The following is a 17,893-nucleotide window of genomic DNA, read 5'->3' as shown; positions in this document are numbered from 1 at the left end:
GGCTCAGTCCTGACTGTCCAGAATCTCGCGCACCTTGGCGACCAGACCGCCGCGCGGTACCTCAAACTGGCTGGGGCGTTCCTTCCATTCCTCAAGCGTGGCGCTTTCGGCGATCTTGGCGCCCAGGATCAGGTCCTTGATCTGAACCACGCCGCGGTCCTTCTCGTCCCCGCCCTCGATCACCGCGACGGGCGAGTTGCGCTTGTCCGCGTATTTCAGCTGATTGCCGAAATTCTTGGGGTTGCCCAGGTAGACCTCGGCGCGGATGCCGGCATTGCGCAGCTCGGCCACCATCGCCTGATAGTCGGCCATGCGGTCCCGGTCCATCACGGTCACGACGACCGGCCCGGTGTCATGTGACTTGACCCGCCCTTTTTCGCGCAGCGCGGCCAGCAGCCGGTCGATCCCGATCGAGATGCCCGTCGCGGGCACTTCCTGTCCGGTGAAACGCTTCACCAGATCATCATAGCGCCCGCCGCCCGAGACCGACCCAAACTGCCGCTTGCGGCCCTTTTCGTCGAAGATCTCGAAGGTCAGCTCGGCCTCGTAGACCGGACCGGTGTAGTATCCCAGCCCTCGCACGACCGAGGGGTCGATCTGGATGCGATCGGCACCATAGCCACCCGCGGCCAGCAGCTCGCCTATCTGTTCCAGCTCGGAGATGCCTTCGGCGCCGATCTTGCTGTCGCCCACGGCCGCGCGCAGGTTGGCCAGCGTTCCGGCCGTGTCATCAGCCTTGGACGTCAGGAAGGCGATCACCGGCTCGGCCTGATCGTCGGACAGGCCCACACCATCGATGAACGCGCCCGAGGCATCCAGCCGGCCCTTGGTCAGCAATTCGCGCACGCCCTGCTCGCCCACCTTGTCGAACTTGTCGATGGTGCGCAGTACGTCATCGCGCGCCGCCGCGTCCGCGCCCAGACCCATGGCCTCGAGCACACCGTTCAGGACCTTGCGGTTGTTGACCCGCACCAGATAGTCGCCGAGCGGGATGCCCACGGTCTCCAGCGTATCCGACAGCATGGCGCAGATCTCGGCGTCGGCGGCCATGCTGGCCGTGCCCACCGTATCCGCATCGCACTGATAGAACTGGCGATACCGTCCCGGCCCCGGCTTTTCGTTGCGCCAGACCGGCCCCATCGCATAGCGGCGATAGGGCGTGGGCAGGTCGTTGCGGTGCTGGGCATAGACCCGGGCCAAAGGTGCTGTCAGATCATAGCGCAACGCCATCCAGTCGCCGTTGCCGCCCTCGTCAAACTCCTGCCAGGCGAACACGCCTTCGTTCGGGCGATCGACGTCGGGCAGGAACTTGCCCAGCGCCTCGACCGTTTCCACGGCGCTGCTTTCCAGCGCATCAAACCCATAGCGATGATAGACGTCCGCAATCGTCCGCAGCATCTCGGTGCGCTGCGTGACTTCCTGGCCGAAATAGTCGCGGAACCCTTTCGGCGTGACGGCCTTGGGGCGGGGCTGTTTCTTGGGCTTGGCCATGTGGGGCGTCCTTGGGATTTCATCACTTGCGCGCGCGGTCTATCCCATGGTCTGGGTCGGGGCAAGCCAGCGCTGGCATTGCGCGCGCCGCAGCGGTATGACCGCACCAGATCACAGGAGCCCCAGCGATGCAGCATCTGGAAGAAAAAATTGCCCATCTGACCCGCACCGTGGATGACCTGAGCATGGTCGTCGCCAAGCAGCAGGACGAGATCGACCGCCTGACCCGCCGAGTGGCGATGTTGATGCAGCGCGAAGCCGAACGTGCGCAGGAAGGATCCGGCGGAGTCATTCTGGGCGACGAGCGCCCACCGCACTATTGAGCCCAGCCCCTACAGCCCAAGCGTTGATCTAACGGCATCGTCGACGACACCACCCAACAGGGCATCCTCATCGCCTGCGCAACCTTCGGTCAGCGCTGAAAGAAAAGCCTCACGCAGATTGGCTTTTTCTTCGTCCGAGGATGCAAACTCTTCGATATCAACCTGACGGTTGTAGAGTGAAAGAGCGGTCATCTTTCTGACGACGTCGAAAACGTATTCATCATTTCCATCAGCCTCTTCGATGACCGAAGCGCAGGTATGGTACATCAGCGGAAGTGCGTCTTGCGCCATCTGGTCGGCGGCCTCGTCCGCCGTGCCGATGGACGGGAGAAGGATCAAGCCAGCCAGAACAGGTTTGAAATCAAGCAGTCGCATCAGGGCTCCTTTCTGAAGGCGGTCAATCATGGACGCCCCCGTCACTTGCGGTTTGCCCCAATGATTGCACCGACAACCGCACCTGCGGCCGCGCCTTTGCCATCTCCGATCAACGCTCCGACGCCGGCGCCAATCAGGGCGCCCTTCAGCGCATCTTCTTCCTTTTTCTTGTCCGCCAAAGCGGCTGACGCAGGCAAGACGATCAGCGATGCCGCCAATATACAGGCTGGCGCCTGTGCGCATTTCCTCAAGATCCACATTTGGTTGCCCTCCCGTGACCAAGCCCGAACCGGGTGGTCAGCGTAGCCCGCTCCTGGAATTCTGGCAACTAAGGCCATCCCCGGGCTATTTGCGTCGAATGCCGATTTGTCTGCCGATCTGCGGCTCGGGGGGCAATGTGGCATGGTCGGACACCATTCGCGCCAGCCGCACAGCGGCCCAGTCCGGATAGGGTTCCGACCGGCCTGTTGTATGGCTGACATTCATGAACAGGGCCTCTTGGGTTGCACAGACCACGCCATCCTCGGCCGACACCATCTGCGCAAAATAGTGACCACGCTTGTGATCGGCATCCAGCATCCGAAACCGAAAAACCAGCGCCTCGCCCTCGCGAACCTCGCGCAGGAAATGCAGATGCGACTGCAGGATGTACGGCCCCTGCCCCAGCGCCGCGACCTGTGGTTCGCCCAGGCCCAGGTGATCGACCAACAGCCGTTCGAAGGCCAAATCGAACACCACGCCGTAGTATCCTACGTTCATGTGGCCGTTGTAATCGATCCAGTCGGGCCGGACCGTGAAACCGGTGATCTCGACCGGCGCGGGGTACGGTCCGTCATGGCCGCCCAAGGGTTTGGATTGCGGGGTCATTCGCCGTCGTCCTCCTCGAAGATCGCCACCGCGCGGATGAACCCGGCCGAGGCGCCCTTGATCTTGAACGGAAAGCACGAGATCTCGAACCCCGTGGGCGGCAGGCCTTCCAGATTGGTCAGCTTCTCCATGTGGCAATAGCCGATCTCCAACGACGCGCGATGCCCCTCCCAGATGATCGAGGGGTCATGGGTTTCCGCGTATTCCTGCGCGGTCAGCGGAAAGGGCGCGTCCCAACTCCAGGCGTCGGTGCCGGTCACCCGCACGCCGCGCTCGGTCAGGTACAGCGTGGCCTCGCGCCCCATTCCGCAGCCTTTCATCAGGTAATCCGGCTGGCCATAACAGGTGCCGGCCGAGGTGTTGACCACGACGATATCCAGCGGTTGCAGGTCATGCCCGATCCGCTTCAGCTCGGCCGCGACATCGGCGGCGGTGACGACGTAGCCATCCTCGAAATGCCGGAAATCCAGTTTCACGCCCGGGTTCATGCACCACTCCAGCGGCACCTCGTCGATGGTGATCGCCCTCTCGCCCCGGTTCATGGTCGAGTGGTGATGGTACGGCGCGTCCAGATGCGTGCCATTATGGGTGGCGATCTGCAGCCGTTCGATGGCCCAGCCCTCGCCGCCGGGCAGGTCCTCTTTCTTCAGGCCGGGGAAAAATGCCATCACCTGCTCGGCCGTCTGATCGTGGCTCATGTATTCGATCTGCGGCAGCATGATCGGCGGGTCCGACACGATGCCGGTTTCCAGCGGAACGGACAGATCGACGAAACGGCGGGCCATGAACTCCTCCGGGATTACGCGGCCCAAGGGTTGGCTGGCTGCAAGCATCTGTCAAGCCAAGAAAAAGGCGGGCACGCTGGCCCGCCCTTTCAGGGTTTTGGTGAGTGGTGGCAGTCGTTACTCGGCCGCAATGGCGTCCTCGATCTTTTCGACACGGATAGCCGAGAACTTGAACTCGGGGATCTTGCCATAGGGGTCGATGGCCGAGTTGGTCAGGATGTTCGCCGCCGCTTCGACATAGGCGAAGGGGATGAACACCATGTCCTCGGCGATCGCCCGGTCGGCGCGCACCATGATCTCGATCGAGCCGCGCCGGGTGGTCAGACGCACCATCTCGCCGGGTTCGATCCCCATCAGCTTGAGCGTACGCGGATTCATCGAACAGTTCGCCTCGGGCTCGACCGCGTCCAGAACCTTGGCACGACGGGTCATGGACCCGGTGTGCCAGTGTTCCAGCTGCCGTCCTGTGGTGGCAATCATCGGGAATTCCTCGTCCGGGGCCTCATCCGGAGGAATGATGCTGGCAGGGGTGAATTTCGCACGGCCAGCCGGGCGCGGGAAGCCGTCTCCGAACACGATCGACTGGCCCGGATCGGTCTCGGACAGCGACGGATAGGTGATGCTCTCGGTCTCGAGCCGCTCCCATGTGATGTTGTCCAGCGAAGCCATGGTCAGCTTCATCTCGTTGAACACCTGCGAAACATCCGTGTAATCCCAGTTCAGCCCGATGCGCTTTGCCAGATCGACGGTGATCGCCCAGTCCTCGCGCGCCTGGCCCGGCGGCGGTACCGCGGGGCGCACGCGCTGCACCTGACGGTTCGTGTTCGATACCGTGCCGTTCTTTTCATACAGCGCCGAGGCGGGCAGGATGATGTCGGCATAGTTCGCCGTCTCGGTCAAAAAGATGTCCTGCACGATCATCAGATCCAGCTTGGCCAGCGCCTCGCGGGCGTGGTGCACGTCGGGGTCGGACATGGCCGGGTTTTCGCCCAGGATGTACATGCCTTTGATCTTGCCCGCATAGGCGTGGTCGATGATCTCGGTCACGGTCAGGCCCTTCTCGTTCGAGAAGTCGCCCGAGTTCCAGACCTGACTGAACTTGGCGCGCACGGCGTCGTCGGTGACCGACTGGTAGTCGGGCAGGAACATCGGGATCAGGCCTGCGTCCGAGGCCCCCTGCACGTTGTTCTGCCCCCGCAGCGGGTGCAGACCCGCGCCGGGCTTGCCCACATTGCCCGTCATCAGCGCCAGCGAGATCAGACAGCGCGAATTATCGGTGCCGTGGATATGCTGGCTGACGCCCATGCCCCAGAAGATTAGGCCCGCATTCGCATTGGCGAAAATCCGGGCCACGCGGCGCAGCTGATCGGGTTCGATCCCGCAGATCGGTGCCATCTTCTCGGGGGTGAACTGGCGCAGGTGCTCCTTCTCGGCCTCCCAGTTCTCGGTCCAGCGGTGGATGTACTGGCTGTCATACAGCTCTTCCTCGACGATCACGTTCATGATCGCGTTCAGCATCGAGACATCGGCACCGGGCCGGAACTGCAGCATCTCGGTCGCGAATTTGCGCATGCCCACGCCGCGCGGGTCCATCACGATCAGCTTGCCGCCGCGCTTAGCGAACTGCTTGAAATAGGTGGCTGCGACGGGGTGGTTCTCGATCGGGTTGGCGCCGATGATGATGGCCACATCGGCGTTCTCGATCTCGTTGAAGGTCGCGGTCACCGCGCCCGAGCCCACGTTCTCGATCAGCGCCGCCACCGACGAGGCGTGGCACAGCCGCGTGCAGTGGTCCACGTTGTTGTGGCCAAAGCCCTGCCGGATGAACTTCTGGAACAGATAGGCCTCTTCGTTGGTGCATTTGGCCGAGCCAAAGCCCGCCACGCTGCGCGGATCTTCATCCCGCAACTCCATCAGCCCCTTGGCGGCCAGATCCAGCGCCTCGTCCCAGGTCGCCTCGCGGAAATGGGTGCTCCAGTCGGCGGGATCGACGTTCAGGCCCTTTGGCGGTGCATCCTCGCGCCGGATCAGCGGCTTGGTCAGGCGGTGCGGGTGGTGGATATAGTCGAACCCGAACCGGCCCTTGACGCACAGGCGGCCTTCGTTGGCGGGGCCGTTGATGCCCTCGACATATTTGACCTTGCCGTCCTTGACCTTGAGGCTGACCTTGCAGCCCACCCCGCAGAAGGGGCAGACGCTTTCGGTCTCGCTGTCGTAATCCTTGCTGTCGCCGCGCTGCTGGTCGTCCTGCACGGTGGCGGGCATCAGGGCGCCGGTCGGGCAGGCCTGAACGCATTCACCACAGGCGACGCAGGTCGAGTCGCCCATCGGGTCGTTCTGGTCGAACACCACCTGCGCGGTATGCCCGCGACCGGCCATGCCGATCACGTCATTGACCTGCACGTCGCGGCAGGCGCGGACGCAGAGGTTGCAATTGATGCAGGCATCCAGATTGACCCGCATCGCCACATGGCTGTCATCCAGCAGCGGGATCTTCTCGGGCTCTTTCGCCGGAAAGCGGCTGTCGCTGACATCGTTCAGCTTGGCCATGTCCCAGAAATGGCTGGATACATCGTGCGGCTGTTCCGGCTGGTCGGCCACCAGCAGTTCCATCACCAACGCGCGGGATTTCTCGGCGCGGTCGGTGTCGGTTTTCACCACCATCCCCTCGGCCGCCGGACGGATGCACGAGGCGACCAGCGTGCGCTCGCCCTCGACCTCGACCATACAGGCGCGGCAGTTGCCGTCAGGGCGATAGCCCGGCGCGGGTTTGTGGCACAGGTGCGGGATGACCAGACCCTTGCCGTTGGCCGCTTCCCAGATCGTGGTGCCCTCGGGCACGGTCACGTCTTCGCCGTTCAGGTTGAAGGTGACGGTCTTGGTTTCGCTTGCGTCAAGCATGGCTGTCTCCCTCAGATCTCATTGGCGAAATGTTTCATGACCAGGCGGATCGGGTTCGGGGCCGCCTGCCCCAGACCGCAGATCGAGGCATCGCCCATCACCTGGCACAGATCTTCCAGCAGGCCCGTATCCCACTTCTCGGCCTGCATCAGCTTGACCGCCTTTTCGCAGCCCGCCCGGCAGGGCGTGCACTGGCCACAGCTTTCGTCCTCGAAGAACCGCAGCATGTTCAGCGCCGCATCGCGCGCGGTGTCCTGATCGGACAGGACGACCACGGCGGCGGACCCGATGAAGGTGCCCAGCGGCTGCAATGTGTCAAAGTCGAGCGGGACGTCGTCGATGCTGGACGGGAGAAGACCCGAAGACGGCCCGCCCGGTTGATACGCTTTGAAGACGTGGCCCTCGGCCATGCCCCCGGCGGCCTCAATCACGTCAAGAATGGTCGAGCCGGCCGGCAGCAGGTAGACGCCGGGTTTCGCCACCCGGCCCGAGACCGAGTAGCTGCGCAGGCCTTTGCGGCCGTTCTTTTCAACCGAATCTAGGATTTCCGGGCCTTCCCGGCAGATCTTGGACACCCAGTAGAGCGTCTCGACATTGTGCACCAGCGTCGGGCGGCCGAATACACCGACCTGCGCCACGAAAGGCGGGCGGTGACGCGGCAGGCCCTTCTTGCCCTCGATCGATTCGATCATCGCGGATTCTTCGCCGCAGATGTAAGCGCCCGCGCCGCGCCGCAGGTCGATATAGCCTTTCTCGACGATCCCGGCCTGTTCCAGCGCAACAATCTCGCGCCGAAGAATTTCCAGAACGGCTGGATATTCGTCACGCATGTAGATGAAGCAGGTCTGTGCCTCGACTGCCCACGCGGCGATCAGCATCCCTTCGAGAAAAACATGTGGCGTGCGCTCCAGATAGTAGCGGTCCTTGAAGGTGCCCGGTTCGCCCTCGTCGCCGTTCACGGCCAGGTAACGCGGGCCGTCATTCATGCGGACAAAGCCCCATTTCTTGCCCGACGGGAAACCGGCGCCGCCAAGACCGCGCAGCCCCGAGGCCAGAACCTGTTCCTGAACCTCTTCCCAGTCGCCGCCTTCGCGCAGCTCTTTCAGTTTGGCATACCCGCCGTTTTCGACATAGGTCGCGAAGGTCTCATACTCGGGCAGATGGGCGTGGGTGTCGCCCGCCGCGATGGCGGCCTGTACCTTTTCGGGGGTCGCGTGGTCGATGTGGTTGTGACCGAGTTCCAGCACCGGCGCGGTGTCGCAGCGCCCCATGCAGGGCGCACGCAGAACGCGCACCTCGGACGGGTCCAGCCCGTCCTCCAGCGCCTTTTTCAACTGCTGCGCGCCTGCCATTTCGCAGGACAGTGAGTCGCAGACGCGGATCGTCAGGGCCGGCGGAGGAGTTTCACCTTCTTTCACCACGTCGAAGTGGGCATAGAAGGTCGCGGTCTCGTAGATCTCGGCCTGACCGATCCGCATCTCGACGGCCAACGCGGCGATGTGGTCGGAACTGATATGGCCGTGCGCATCCTGGATCAGGTGCAGAAACTCGATCAGCAGATCGCGGCGGCGCGGGCGGTCGCCCAGCAGGCGCTGAATCTCGGCCTGCGCCTCGTCCGTGAATTGACGGCCTTTGGGCGTGTGCCGCCCCTTGCCTTTACCTGACTTCCAGACGCCCTTTGGCGCGCCTGACGGCTTGGTATCCAATGGTGCCATGATGCCCTCCGATCGAGCCTCGTCTCTCATCAGAGTAGCATATCGTCAAATCGCAAAAACCAATGGCACGATAACGACAGTTTATCACCGCAAAAGCGGCGGGGTGGTGTAAACCGTTCGCAGTACAAAATTATTTTGTACCGGGCGGCGGGTAAAAGGCGGGGGCCTAAGCGTACCTAAGCCTCCCGGCGCGCGGCCTCGCGTCCACAACAGTCTTCCGCACCACAGTCACAACGTGCTCCCTGTTTCGTAAACCCGCGCAACACCTGTTTGTGCGGTCCGTTGCGATGATGGTGGTTGGTCACGGGTTGCATTTCAAAGATCAGTTCTGCTTCCCGCAACCGGGCGCGGGCTGGGCACTGGTAGGTCTCAATGATAACCACCTCAACGTCGCGGTCACCAACGTATTCAACCCAAGGCGCACCGCGCTCGGGCTTGATCGCCCGACCATAGCTGCCAGACCCGATGTGGAACAACTCGTCGGTGCCCGGAAACCTGTGGCCGTAAACCACCTGTGGTTCGTAGTGACCGTGAGCAAATCGCATCTTCAATTCAGTGCCCTCTGCCTATCCGTCCTTGTTCAACGTGGGTCTCAGTGTGTACCGTAAGAAATCCTCCACCATCTCGCGTCCGTCTCGCCTACTGAGGTCAATTGGTTGGCCACCAAGCGTTGCAGCTGTCAATACCTCAACCATGCCACCTTCCGTCCGCAACGCATCAAAAAGCTCGGGGTGCGTTTGGGGTTTGTTCCAAGCGCGATACCCACCCATCCGAGACCGCAGGTTGCTGGTGTGGCCGATGTAACTGTCACCAGTAGCCGGCCAAGAAAACCTGTACAGCCCACCGAGCTTTTCCAACCGAGGGAACACAGGTTTGCCGTCAAAGTCGATAGGCCCGCAGGCCGTCCAATTCCCCACAGCAAGTTTCATGTCCGTGCCCTCCGTCAATTCAGCGGCGACGATATCAGAAATTCACCATTGCCCAGATCATTCACACGCAGCGACGTCGAAGCTGTCGGGTTCTCCATCAGCTGGTTCCACAGCGGCAGTTTCGGGGCCCTCGCCTGCATCGCGCCTCCGACGATGGGCAGCGACACATAAACGTTGCCCTAGCGGCGGCTAAACGGCGGGAAAGTGTACCTAACGGCGGAGCCTATACTTTACGGACCTAGCCATAGCGAAGCCGACCGATATGAAAAACCTTCAGTAATTATTACTGGACGCCTAGCAAACCACCCCCCGCCTTTTCACCGCAAAGACGTCACGACCTGCCGCAATGCGCCAACGGTGGGCAATTCCGGATCCCGCGCCAGCGTCGCCAGACAGATCGGCTTGCTGACCACCGGATCAACCAGAGGCAGGACACGCGTGCCTTTCAAATCGCCGAGCGCCCGTACCAGAACCCGTGGCACGACCGTCGCCGCCAGCCCTTCGCGCGCCATGACCATCGAGGCAGTAAATCCGCTGGTTTCGGCCACCACACGCGGATGCAACCCCTGTTCGGCAAATATCCTGTCGAGGATGCGCCTGTTCTGCATCTGGGGCTCCAGCAGGCTGAGCGGGAACTCGGCCACCCGTGCCCAGGGGATCGGGCCCGTGCCCTGCGTCATATGCTCGGGTACGAGCAAAACATAGGTTTCCTCGTACAAAGGCTGCACATAGCGCAGATCAGTGCCGATGCTGTCGCCATAGGTGATCCCGGCATCCAGGCTGCCTTCGTCCAGACGGTGCTGGATTGCCGTGGCCGACATCGTCTCGATCCGCGACAGGATACGCGGATGCGCCTGCTGCAGCCGCTTGACCAAGCGGCCAGTAAACGCGATGGCGGTCGGGATCACGCCCAGGATCAGTGTACCGGTGATCTCGCCCTTGATCGCCTGCACCTCCTGCTCGAGCGCTTTGGCGTCATCCAGTATGCGGCGAGCGCGGCGGACGATCATCTCGCCCTCTTCGGTCAGGCCCTGAAAGCGGTTCGCACGGCGGACGATGGACACGCCAAGCCGATCCTCGAGGTTGCGGATACGCATCGAGAACGCGGGCTGCGAAATACCGCACTCCTCGGCCGCCTTGGCAAAATGGCGGTGGCGCGCCAAGGCGCTGAGCAGTTGCAGATCGCGGATTTCGAACACGTGCGGGCCTCGGGCGGATTGGAGCGATACCGTAAGATACCGCCAATGCCCGCCCAGAAAAGCTGTTTCGTGATCAGGTGTTGAACAGGAAGTGCATCACGTCGCCGTCCTTGACGACATAGCTTTTGCCTTCTGCACGCATCTTGCCGGCCTCTTTGGCACCCTGTTCGCCATTGCACGCTACGAAGTCATCATAGGCAATGGTCTCGGCGCGGATGAAACCCTTTTCAAAGTCCCCGTGGATGACACCGGCCGCCTGAGGCGCTGCAGTACCCCTGCGAATGGTCCAGGCGCGGGCCTCTTTCGGGCCGACCGTGAAATAGGTTTCCAGTTTGAGCAGGTCGTACCCCGCACGGATCAGCCGATCGAGGCCCGGTTCTTCGAGCCCCATCTCTTCGAGGAACATCTGCGCCTCTTCAGGCTCCAGCAGACTGATCTCTTCTTCGATCTTGGCGCTGATGATGACATGGGCATTGCCCTGCGCCGCGGCCATCTCGGCCACACGCGCGGAATATTCATTGCCTTCGGCAGCGTCTTCTTCCGAGACATTGCAGACATACAGGACCGGCTTGGTGGTCAGCAACTGCAGCATCTTCCAGGCTTTTGCATCCTCGTCAGACACCTCGACCAAACGGGCGGGTTTGCCGCTTTCCAGCATCTCTTGCGCGGTGGCCAGCAACCGATCCTGCTGCTGCGCCTCCTTGTCGTTGCCCTTGAGCTTGCGCACGAGGTTGGCGCGACGCTTTTCGATGCTTTCCAGATCGGCCAGCATCAGTTCGGTCTCGATGGTCTCGGCATCGGCCACCGGATCGACCTTGCCTTCGACATGGGTCACGTCGCCATCTTCGAAACAGCGCAACACATGAGCGATGGCATCGGTTTCGCGAATGTTGGCCAGAAACTGGTTCCCCAGCCCCTCACCTTTTGAAGCGCCTTTGACCAGGCCTGCAATATCTACGAAGGTCATCCGGGTCGGGATGATCTGCTTCGACTTGGCGATCGCAGCTAACTTGTCCAGACGCGCATCGGGAACGGCCACGTCACCCACATTGGGTTCGATTGTGCAGAACGGGAAATTCGCCGCCTGCGCGGCCGCGGTCTTGGTCAGCGCGTTGAACAGGGTCGACTTGCCGACATTCGGCAGACCCACGATACCCATTTTAAAGCCCATGACGGCCTCCTGATGCCATTCGCGGGCTGCTTCTATGCGGGTCCGGTTCAATGCGCAAGGCACCTGCGGCTGCTGGCCCTGAGTCCAATCTGCAACATCACGAAAATGTAGGGAAAACGTGTGCTTGTTGACATTGAACACGAAAGAATAGTGTCAAACTTTAACATTTAACGAATATCAACAGCGAACATCCCCATGAAAAACCTCCTTTCAAGCGCCGCTTTTCTGGCTTTTTCAACAGCCGCGCAGGCGCAGTCGGTGATTTTCGGCGCCGGCTACGCCGACTATTCCGACAGCAGCTCGATTGACCAGGCGATCTTTTCCCTCGAATACCAGCACCGGCCATTTCACGAGGCCACCCGCTTCAGCGCCGCGCTTGGGGCCGCGCTGTCGGTGGACGAGGATGGAAACACACATATCGGCGCCGGGGTGATCGGGGTCTATTCCTTTGCCGACAGATGGTTTGTGGAAGGTAGCGTGATGCCGGGATTCTACAGCGAAGCCAACGAACTGAACGACCTTGGCGGGAGCTTCGAAATCCGAAGCCTTTTCGGGCTGGGCTATACGTTGAACAACGGCAATGACATATCGTTGGCCGTGACCCACAAATCGAATGCCAGCACGCAAGAGGAAAACCCCGGCGTGAACGCGCTCTTGCTGCGGTATCACCTGAACTTCTGACCCCACCGCTCAGGACGGGATTGATTTTCGGCCAAAGTTTCTGCACATCAGGTCCAAACCTGTATGCAAGGATCTTCCATGACCCGTATCGACGCCAAGTTCGCCGCCCTTAAAGCCGAGGGGAAGAAGGCCTTTGTCGCCTATATCATGGCCGGGGATCCCGACTATGACACCTCGCTTGAGATTGTTCGGGGCCTGCCGGCGGCCGGCGTGGACGTGATCGAACTGGGCCTGCCCTTCACCGATCCGATGGCGGACGGCCCCACCATTCAGGCGGCGGGTCAAAGGGCGCTGGACGGTGGCATGACGCTGCAGCGCACGCTGGATCTGGCCAAGGCATTCCGGGAAACCGATGACACCACCCCGATCGTACTGATGGGCTATTACAACCCGATCTACAGCCGCGGCGTGGACAAGTTCCTTGCCGACGCCAAAGAGGCCGGCATCGACGGCCTGATCGTCGTCGACCTGCCACCCGAAGAAGATGAAGAACTGTGCCTGCCCGCGCAGGCGGCCGGTCTGAACTTCATCCGGCTGGCCACGCCAACCACGGATGACAAGCGCCTGCCGCGAGTGCTGCAGAACACATCGGGCTTTGTCTATTACGTCTCGATCACCGGCATCACCGGCGCGGCCGAAGCCGAGGCAACCGATGTCGGCCCCGAGGTCGCGCGCATCAAGGCGGCGACCGATCTTCCGGTGATCGTGGGGTTCGGCATCAATACGCCCGAGAAGTCACGTGCCATCGCCAGCGTTGCTGACGGAGCGGTGGTCGGCTCGGCCATCGTCAGTCAGATCGCCGCCGGCAAACCCGTGGCCGAGGTTCTGGACTTCGTGAAATCGCTGGCAGACGGCGCCCACAGCGCCTGAGGCCAAAATCCCAAACGGATTGCAACCGCTGCAGGCCGCACGCCTGCGGCGGTTTTTCTTTGCGCCTTTGACCCACCTGACCACATGCGCAACTGGCCGTTGCGCCGCGGCGGAAGAATTGGTAAAGAAACCTAACCAATCTACAGAAGGGTGCGGCCATGCCTGTCATTACCAATATCGACGACCTGAAACGCATCTATGAACGCCGGGTGCCCCGGATGTTCTATGACTATGCCGAAAGCGGCAGCTGGACCGAGCAGACCTTCCGCGACAACAGCTCGGACTTCCACGACATCCGCCTACGCCAGAAGGTTGCGGTGGACATGTCCGGCCGCTCGACCGCGTCGCAGATGATCGGACAGGACGTGGCCATGCCGGTGGCCCTGGCACCCGTGGGCCTGACCGGGATGCAGCATGCGGATGGTGAAATGAAGGCCGCCAAGGCCGCGCTGGATTTCGGCGTGCCCTTCACGTTGTCGACCATGTCGATCAACTCGATCGAAGATGTGGCCGAACATACCGGTGCGCCGTTCTGGTTTCAGCTGTACACCATGAAGGACGAAGATTACGTCCGCCGCCTGATCCAGCGCGCCAAGGATGCCAAATGCTCGGCCCTGGTCATCACCCTGGATCTGCAGATCCTCGGCCAACGGCACAAGGACCTGAAGAACGGCCTGTCCGCCCCGCCGAAACTGACGGCCAAAACGATCGCCAACCTGATGACGAAATGGGCCTGGGGCATCGAGATGCTGGGCGCGAAACGACGCGAGTTCGGCAATATCGTGGGCCATGTCGAGGGCATCTCGGACGCCTCATCGCTGGGCGCATGGACCGCCGAGCAGTTCGATCCCAGCCTCGACTGGAAGAAGATCGAGAAGCTGATGGAGCAATGGGGCGGCAAGGTGATCCTGAAAGGCATCCTTGACCCCGAAGACGCCAAGATGGCGGCCAAGTTGGGCGCCGACGCCATCGTGGTGTCGAACCACGGCGGGCGGCAGCTGGACGGCGCGCTCAGCTCGATCCGGATGCTGCCGCGGATCATGGATGCGGTGGGCGGCGACGTCGAGGTGCATCTCGACAGCGGCATCCGCTCGGGGCAGGACGTGCTCAAGGCGCTGGGGCTGGGGGCCAAGGGCACCTATATCGGGCGCGCTTTCGTCTACGGGCTGGGCGCGATGGGCCAAAAGGGCGTGACCACCGCGCTGGAGGTGATCCAGAAGGAACTGGACACCACCATGGCCCTGTGCGGCGAACGCAACGTGGCCGATCTGGGGCCGCACAACCTGCTTGTCCCACAGGATTTCTGCGGCCGCTGGCAGGAATGACGCGGAAATCGTTTTTACCCCTTTCCAAATGGCCGGATTCGGTCTAAGGACGCCGCTTCACGCGGGGTGACAGCCTTGGAGGCACCCTGCCCTAACATTGGAGATTTATCATGGCTGGTGAGATTCCTGATCTCGTAGCTCTGGAACGGACGGGGACGGGCAAGGGCGCCGCTCGTCAGGCACGCCGCGACGGCATGGTTCCGGGCATCGTATTTGGTGGCGAGAAAGACCCGCTGCCGATCCAGATTCCGTTCAACGAACTGTTCAAGCGCCTGAAGGCAGGCCGCTTCAAGTCGACCCTGTGGAACCTGAAGGTCGAAGGCCACGAAGACGTCCGCGTCATCTGCCGCGACGTCCAGCGTGATGTCGTCAAGGACCTGCCGACCCACCTGGACCTGATGCGTCTGCGTCGCACGACCAAGATCGCCCTGTACATCCCCGTCGAATTCATCAACGAGGAAGAGGCCCCCGGCATCAAGAAGGGCGGCGTTCTGACCGTTGTCCGTCCCGAGGTCGAGCTGGTCTGCACCGCCGGCGACATCCCCGAAAAGATCACCGTCGATCTGACCGGCCTGGAAATCAACGACGTTGTCACCATCTCGTCGGTTGACCTGCCCAACGGCACCAAACCGACCATCGACCGTGATTTCGTGATTGCGAACATCTCGGCACCGACCGGCCTGGCGTCCAGCGACGATGAAGAAGGCGAAGGTGAAGAGGAAGTCGCAGCCGACGAAGTTGAAGTCGTAGGCAAAGACGAAGAATAAATCCGGATCCTTCGGATTGGAATTTGAAGCGGGGCCTCGTCCAGGGCCCCGTTTTTCTTTGAACGACCGGCTGGCACTGGAAAGGCATCTCGTGCAATTCTGCGCCGGACCGAAACGCACAAGGAATTCGCGATGAAGCTGTTTGTCGGATTGGGCAATCCGGGCGCAAAGTATGCCCGCAACCGGCACAATATCGGTTTCATGGCGGTGGATGCCATCGCCAGGGATCATGGCTTTGGGCCATGGCGTTCGAAATTTCAGGGTGAAATATCCGAAGGAATGCTGGGCCGAGAGAAGGTCCTGCTGCTGAAACCCATGACCTTCATGAACCGCTCGGGCCAATCGGTCGGCGAGGCCATGCGGTTCTTCAAGCTCGACTCAACCGATGTGACCGTTTTCCATGACGAACTGGACCTTGCACCCGGGAAGGTTCGCGCCAAGGCCGGTGGCGGCCATGCCGGGCATAACGGCCTGCGGTCGATCCACGACCATATCGGTGCCGCGTATGACCGTGTCCGGCTGGGGATCGGCCATCCCGGACGCAAAGAGCTGGTTTCGCCCTATGTTCTGGGCGATTTCGCCAAGGCCGACGCCGACTGGCTGGACGATGTTCTGCAAGGTGTTGCAGACGGGGCGGTTCATCTGGCTGCGGGCGATGCGGCCAAGTTCATGAACGCGGTGGCGCTGCGAACAGCGCCACCGCGCAGTTCCACCACGACGCCCAAATCCGAAACCAAGACCTCTCCTACCCCGAAAGCCGAGACGCCACCGCCCGATGACCGCACGGCGATGCAGAAGCTGTTGGACAAGTTCCGATAGCGGCAAAGACCTTCCGCAACGTAGCAATTGCAGAATTTCCGTCATCACGATCCAATGCCGCCAAACGGGAGGATAATCATGAAAACAGGTCTGAAGTGGCTGCTGCGAATCGTCCTGACGCTGGTCTTGGCCGCTGCAGTTGTCGGTTTCTGGAAGCGCGAGGAAATCCAGCGCCTTCTGGCGGTGAACTCTCTGTTTTCCGAAGAAAAGATCGTTCAGAATTTCTCTCACATGGATGCGGCGTTTCTGACCGTCGACCTCCCTCGCGGGAATGGTCCCACCTGGGACCTGCCCTATGGCGCTGAATTCGACCTGCCCGCCGAGACGCAAGACTGGATCGAAGAGCGCGCCGTCACATCCCTGCTGGTGATGCAGGACGGGCAGATCCGGTTCGAGGAGTATTTCCTGGGCACATCGCCGGAGGACCGCCGGATCTCGTGGTCGATGGCCAAAAGCTATTTGTCCGCTCTGTTCGGCATCCTTCTTGAGGAGGGCAGCATAGCCTCGCTGGATGGTCCGGTCATCAAATATGCCCCCAAGCTGCAGGGCAGCGCCTATGAAACAGCCACGATCCGCAACGTGCTGAACATGGCCAGCGGTGTAACCTTTGACGAAGACTATCTGGATCCGAAATCCGACATCAACCGTATGGGTCGGGTCGTCGCCCTGGGCGGCGAGTTGGATGACTTTGCGGCCTCGTTGAAGGACAGTTTCGCGGCACCTGGCGAGACCTGGCAGTATGTTTCCATCGATACCCATGTCATTGGAATGGTGATCCGAGGGGCGACGGGTCAAAGCGTCGCCGCATTGCTGGACGAAAAGATCCTGCAGCACCTCGGTCTTGAGCGGGACGGATACTATATCACCGACGGCGCAGGCGTCGCCTTTGTTCTGGGTGGCTTGAATTTCACGACGCGGGATTACGCCCGCTTTGGCCAAATGATCCTGCAGAACGGCGTGCGCGATGGGCGCCAGATCGTTCCGGCCGACTGGATCAAGGAATCCACCTTGCCAAGCGCGCCGACCGAACCCGGAAAGATCGGCTACGGATATCAGTGGTGGATCCCCGTTGGCGCCCATGACGGTGAGTTTCTGGCACGCGGTGTTTATGGCCAGTACATGTATTTCGACCAGTCGCGCGGCGTGCTGATCGTAGCCACGGGCGCTGATCGGAAGTTCCGCGAGCCCGGGGTCAATGAGCAGAACATCGAAATGTTCCGCAAGATCGCGCAAAGCCTGTAAGGTAGCTTCATGCAAAAGCAGGACAGCATAAATGTTCTGGGCGGCGTGCTGGCTCCGTGTTCACGAAAGCCCCTGACCGGTTTTTTCCGCGACGGGGCCTGCAACACCTGCCCTGAGGATCGCGGCAGCCACACGGTCTGCGCTGTTATGACGGCCGAGTTTCTGGCCTATTCGAAATATGTCGGCAACGACCTGAGCACGCCCCGGCCCGAATTCGATTTCCCGGGCCTCAAGCCCGGCGACAGCTGGTGCCTGTGTGCCGCACGGTTCATGCAGGCCCATGACGAGGGCTGTGCGCCAAAGGTCCATCTTGAGGCGACTCACCAGCGCGCATTGGAAATCGTGCCACTGCACGTTCTGACCAGCCACCGCGCAGACTCCGGACAGTGAACCGCGAATGAAAAACCCGGCACGGTTGAAGCGTGCCGGGTCC

Annotated in this window: 19 protein-coding genes; 8 read left to right on the top strand and 11 right to left on the bottom strand. The window is 61.6% G+C overall.

All coding sequences use genetic code 11. The annotated features are described in order from the left end of the window. Nucleotides 1-3: 3 nt before the first annotated feature. Nucleotides 4-1,491, bottom strand: a complete 1,488-nt coding sequence (gene hisS, locus ACR0DA_RS01100) for a histidine--tRNA ligase (protein WP_480752669.1) — start codon at nucleotides 1,489-1,491, stop codon at nucleotides 4-6. 128 nt (nucleotides 1,492-1,619) lie between these two features. Here hisS and ACR0DA_RS01095 point away from each other — a divergent pair, with 128 nt between their 5' ends. After that, nucleotides 1,620-1,814: a SlyX family protein gene (locus ACR0DA_RS01095; protein ID WP_170357101.1), complete on the top strand. Its 195-nt coding sequence runs from the start codon at nucleotides 1,620-1,622 to the stop codon at nucleotides 1,812-1,814. A 9-nt stretch (nucleotides 1,815-1,823) separates the two neighbouring features. Here the strand turns inward: ACR0DA_RS01095 and ACR0DA_RS01090 are convergent, their stop codons facing one another. From ACR0DA_RS01090 to ychF, 10 genes are all read right to left on the bottom strand, one after another. Continuing rightward, nucleotides 1,824-2,189 (bottom strand): hypothetical protein, encoded by a 366-nt coding sequence (locus tag ACR0DA_RS01090; protein ID WP_170371735.1) that lies wholly within the window; start codon nucleotides 2,187-2,189, stop codon nucleotides 1,824-1,826. Between the two features lie 41 nt (nucleotides 2,190-2,230). Next, nucleotides 2,231-2,449, bottom strand: a complete 219-nt coding sequence (locus ACR0DA_RS01085; RefSeq protein ID WP_244952316.1) for a YMGG-like glycine zipper-containing protein — start codon at nucleotides 2,447-2,449, stop codon at nucleotides 2,231-2,233. An 85-nt stretch (nucleotides 2,450-2,534) separates the two neighbouring features. Continuing rightward, a complete protein-coding gene (locus tag ACR0DA_RS01080; protein WP_480752667.1) occupies nucleotides 2,535-3,056 on the bottom strand; it encodes a thioesterase family protein in 522 nt (173 codons plus the stop codon). Next, nucleotides 3,053-3,841, bottom strand: coding sequence for a cyclase family protein (locus tag ACR0DA_RS01075; protein WP_170340488.1), 789 nt, complete (start codon nucleotides 3,839-3,841; stop codon nucleotides 3,053-3,055). The genes ACR0DA_RS01080 and ACR0DA_RS01075 overlap by 4 nt, the downstream gene beginning before the upstream one ends. A 117-nt stretch (nucleotides 3,842-3,958) precedes the next feature. Further along, nucleotides 3,959-6,742 carry a formate dehydrogenase subunit alpha gene (fdhF, locus tag ACR0DA_RS01070; RefSeq protein ID WP_480752665.1) on the bottom strand — a complete coding sequence of 928 codons (2,784 nt, stop codon included), beginning with the start codon at nucleotides 6,740-6,742 and terminating at the stop codon, nucleotides 3,959-3,961. Between the two features lie 11 nt (nucleotides 6,743-6,753). Then, complete coding sequence (locus tag ACR0DA_RS01065) at nucleotides 6,754-8,457, bottom strand: NAD(P)H-dependent oxidoreductase subunit E (RefSeq protein ID WP_480752664.1); 1,704 nt, start codon at nucleotides 8,455-8,457, stop codon at nucleotides 6,754-6,756. Between the two features lie 176 nt (nucleotides 8,458-8,633). Beyond that, nucleotides 8,634-9,002, bottom strand: coding sequence for a hypothetical protein (locus ACR0DA_RS01060; protein ID WP_480752662.1), 369 nt, complete (start codon nucleotides 9,000-9,002; stop codon nucleotides 8,634-8,636). A gap of 398 nt (nucleotides 9,003-9,400) precedes the next feature. Continuing rightward, complete coding sequence (locus ACR0DA_RS01055) at nucleotides 9,401-9,553, bottom strand: hypothetical protein (protein WP_480752661.1); 153 nt, start codon at nucleotides 9,551-9,553, stop codon at nucleotides 9,401-9,403. A gap of 150 nt (nucleotides 9,554-9,703) precedes the next feature. Next, nucleotides 9,704-10,585 (bottom strand): LysR family transcriptional regulator, encoded by an 882-nt coding sequence (locus ACR0DA_RS01050; protein WP_170357095.1) that lies wholly within the window; start codon nucleotides 10,583-10,585, stop codon nucleotides 9,704-9,706. A 73-nt stretch (nucleotides 10,586-10,658) separates the two neighbouring features. Then, nucleotides 10,659-11,756: a redox-regulated ATPase YchF gene (gene ychF, locus ACR0DA_RS01045; protein ID WP_170357094.1), complete on the bottom strand. Its 1,098-nt coding sequence runs from the start codon at nucleotides 11,754-11,756 to the stop codon at nucleotides 10,659-10,661. Nucleotides 11,757-11,951: 195 nt separating this feature from the next. Here ychF and ACR0DA_RS01040 point away from each other — a divergent pair, with 195 nt between their 5' ends. The 7 genes from ACR0DA_RS01040 (at nucleotide 11,952) to ACR0DA_RS01010 (ending at nucleotide 17,850) form a co-directional block, all read left to right on the top strand. Beyond that, nucleotides 11,952-12,437 carry an acyloxyacyl hydrolase gene (locus ACR0DA_RS01040; protein WP_170340476.1) on the top strand — a complete coding sequence of 162 codons (486 nt, stop codon included), beginning with the start codon at nucleotides 11,952-11,954 and terminating at the stop codon, nucleotides 12,435-12,437. A 78-nt stretch (nucleotides 12,438-12,515) separates the two neighbouring features. Continuing rightward, the gene (gene trpA, locus ACR0DA_RS01035; RefSeq protein WP_170357093.1) at nucleotides 12,516-13,307 is read left to right on the top strand and encodes a tryptophan synthase subunit alpha; all 792 of its coding nucleotides are present in this window, start codon (nucleotides 12,516-12,518) and stop codon (nucleotides 13,305-13,307) included. Nucleotides 13,308-13,465: 158 nt separating this feature from the next. Beyond that, on the top strand, nucleotides 13,466-14,632 hold the full coding sequence (locus ACR0DA_RS01030; RefSeq protein WP_170420231.1) for an alpha-hydroxy acid oxidase: 1,167 nt from the start codon (nucleotides 13,466-13,468) through the stop codon (nucleotides 14,630-14,632). Between the two features lie 110 nt (nucleotides 14,633-14,742). After that, entirely contained in the window at nucleotides 14,743-15,399 is a 657-nt protein-coding gene (locus ACR0DA_RS01025; protein ID WP_093964607.1) for a 50S ribosomal protein L25/general stress protein Ctc, read from the top strand. Between the two features lie 132 nt (nucleotides 15,400-15,531). Then, nucleotides 15,532-16,218 carry an aminoacyl-tRNA hydrolase gene (gene pth / locus ACR0DA_RS01020; RefSeq protein ID WP_480752658.1) on the top strand — a complete coding sequence of 229 codons (687 nt, stop codon included), beginning with the start codon at nucleotides 15,532-15,534 and terminating at the stop codon, nucleotides 16,216-16,218. A 78-nt stretch (nucleotides 16,219-16,296) separates the two neighbouring features. Then, entirely contained in the window at nucleotides 16,297-17,460 is a 1,164-nt protein-coding gene (locus ACR0DA_RS01015) for a serine hydrolase domain-containing protein (protein ID WP_480752656.1), read from the top strand. 9 nt (nucleotides 17,461-17,469) lie between these two features. After that, entirely contained in the window at nucleotides 17,470-17,850 is a 381-nt protein-coding gene (locus tag ACR0DA_RS01010; protein WP_093964605.1) for a DUF2237 family protein, read from the top strand. The last annotated feature ends 43 nt before the right edge of the window (nucleotides 17,851-17,893 follow it).

Source organism: Ruegeria sp. CI8 (assembly GCF_056536865.1).
The sequence above is the reverse complement of the archived record's forward strand: the minus strand, read 5'-3'. Positions and strand labels throughout refer to the sequence as shown.

What these genes read in the sequence shown, in the direction of transcription:
- ACR0DA_RS01090 (WP_170371735.1), bottom strand. Translation starts at nt 2,189, where the DNA reads ATGCGACTGCTTGATTTCAAACCTGTTCTGGCTGGCTTGATCCTTCTC.
- hisS (WP_480752669.1), bottom strand. Translation starts at nt 1,491, where the DNA reads ATGGCCAAGCCCAAGAAACAGCCCCGCCCCAAGGCCGTCACGCCGAAA.
- ACR0DA_RS01040 (WP_170340476.1), top strand. Translation starts at nt 11,952, where the DNA reads ATGAAAAACCTCCTTTCAAGCGCCGCTTTTCTGGCTTTTTCAACAGCC.
- ACR0DA_RS01010 (WP_093964605.1), top strand. Translation starts at nt 17,470, where the DNA reads ATGCAAAAGCAGGACAGCATAAATGTTCTGGGCGGCGTGCTGGCTCCG.
- pth (WP_480752658.1), top strand. Translation starts at nt 15,532, where the DNA reads ATGAAGCTGTTTGTCGGATTGGGCAATCCGGGCGCAAAGTATGCCCGC.
- trpA (WP_170357093.1), top strand. Translation starts at nt 12,516, where the DNA reads ATGACCCGTATCGACGCCAAGTTCGCCGCCCTTAAAGCCGAGGGGAAG.
- ACR0DA_RS01085 (WP_244952316.1), bottom strand. Translation starts at nt 2,449, where the DNA reads ATGTGGATCTTGAGGAAATGCGCACAGGCGCCAGCCTGTATATTGGCG.
- ACR0DA_RS01015 (WP_480752656.1), top strand. Translation starts at nt 16,297, where the DNA reads ATGAAAACAGGTCTGAAGTGGCTGCTGCGAATCGTCCTGACGCTGGTC.
- ACR0DA_RS01095 (WP_170357101.1), top strand. Translation starts at nt 1,620, where the DNA reads ATGCAGCATCTGGAAGAAAAAATTGCCCATCTGACCCGCACCGTGGAT.
- ACR0DA_RS01080 (WP_480752667.1), bottom strand. Translation starts at nt 3,056, where the DNA reads ATGACCCCGCAATCCAAACCCTTGGGCGGCCATGACGGACCGTACCCC.
- fdhF (WP_480752665.1), bottom strand. Translation starts at nt 6,742, where the DNA reads ATGCTTGACGCAAGCGAAACCAAGACCGTCACCTTCAACCTGAACGGC.
- ACR0DA_RS01065 (WP_480752664.1), bottom strand. Translation starts at nt 8,457, where the DNA reads ATGGCACCATTGGATACCAAGCCGTCAGGCGCGCCAAAGGGCGTCTGG.
- ACR0DA_RS01060 (WP_480752662.1), bottom strand. Translation starts at nt 9,002, where the DNA reads ATGCGATTTGCTCACGGTCACTACGAACCACAGGTGGTTTACGGCCAC.
- ACR0DA_RS01075 (WP_170340488.1), bottom strand. Translation starts at nt 3,841, where the DNA reads ATGGCCCGCCGTTTCGTCGATCTGTCCGTTCCGCTGGAAACCGGCATC.
- ACR0DA_RS01025 (WP_093964607.1), top strand. Translation starts at nt 14,743, where the DNA reads ATGGCTGGTGAGATTCCTGATCTCGTAGCTCTGGAACGGACGGGGACG.
- ACR0DA_RS01030 (WP_170420231.1), top strand. Translation starts at nt 13,466, where the DNA reads ATGCCTGTCATTACCAATATCGACGACCTGAAACGCATCTATGAACGC.
- ychF (WP_170357094.1), bottom strand. Translation starts at nt 11,756, where the DNA reads ATGGGCTTTAAAATGGGTATCGTGGGTCTGCCGAATGTCGGCAAGTCG.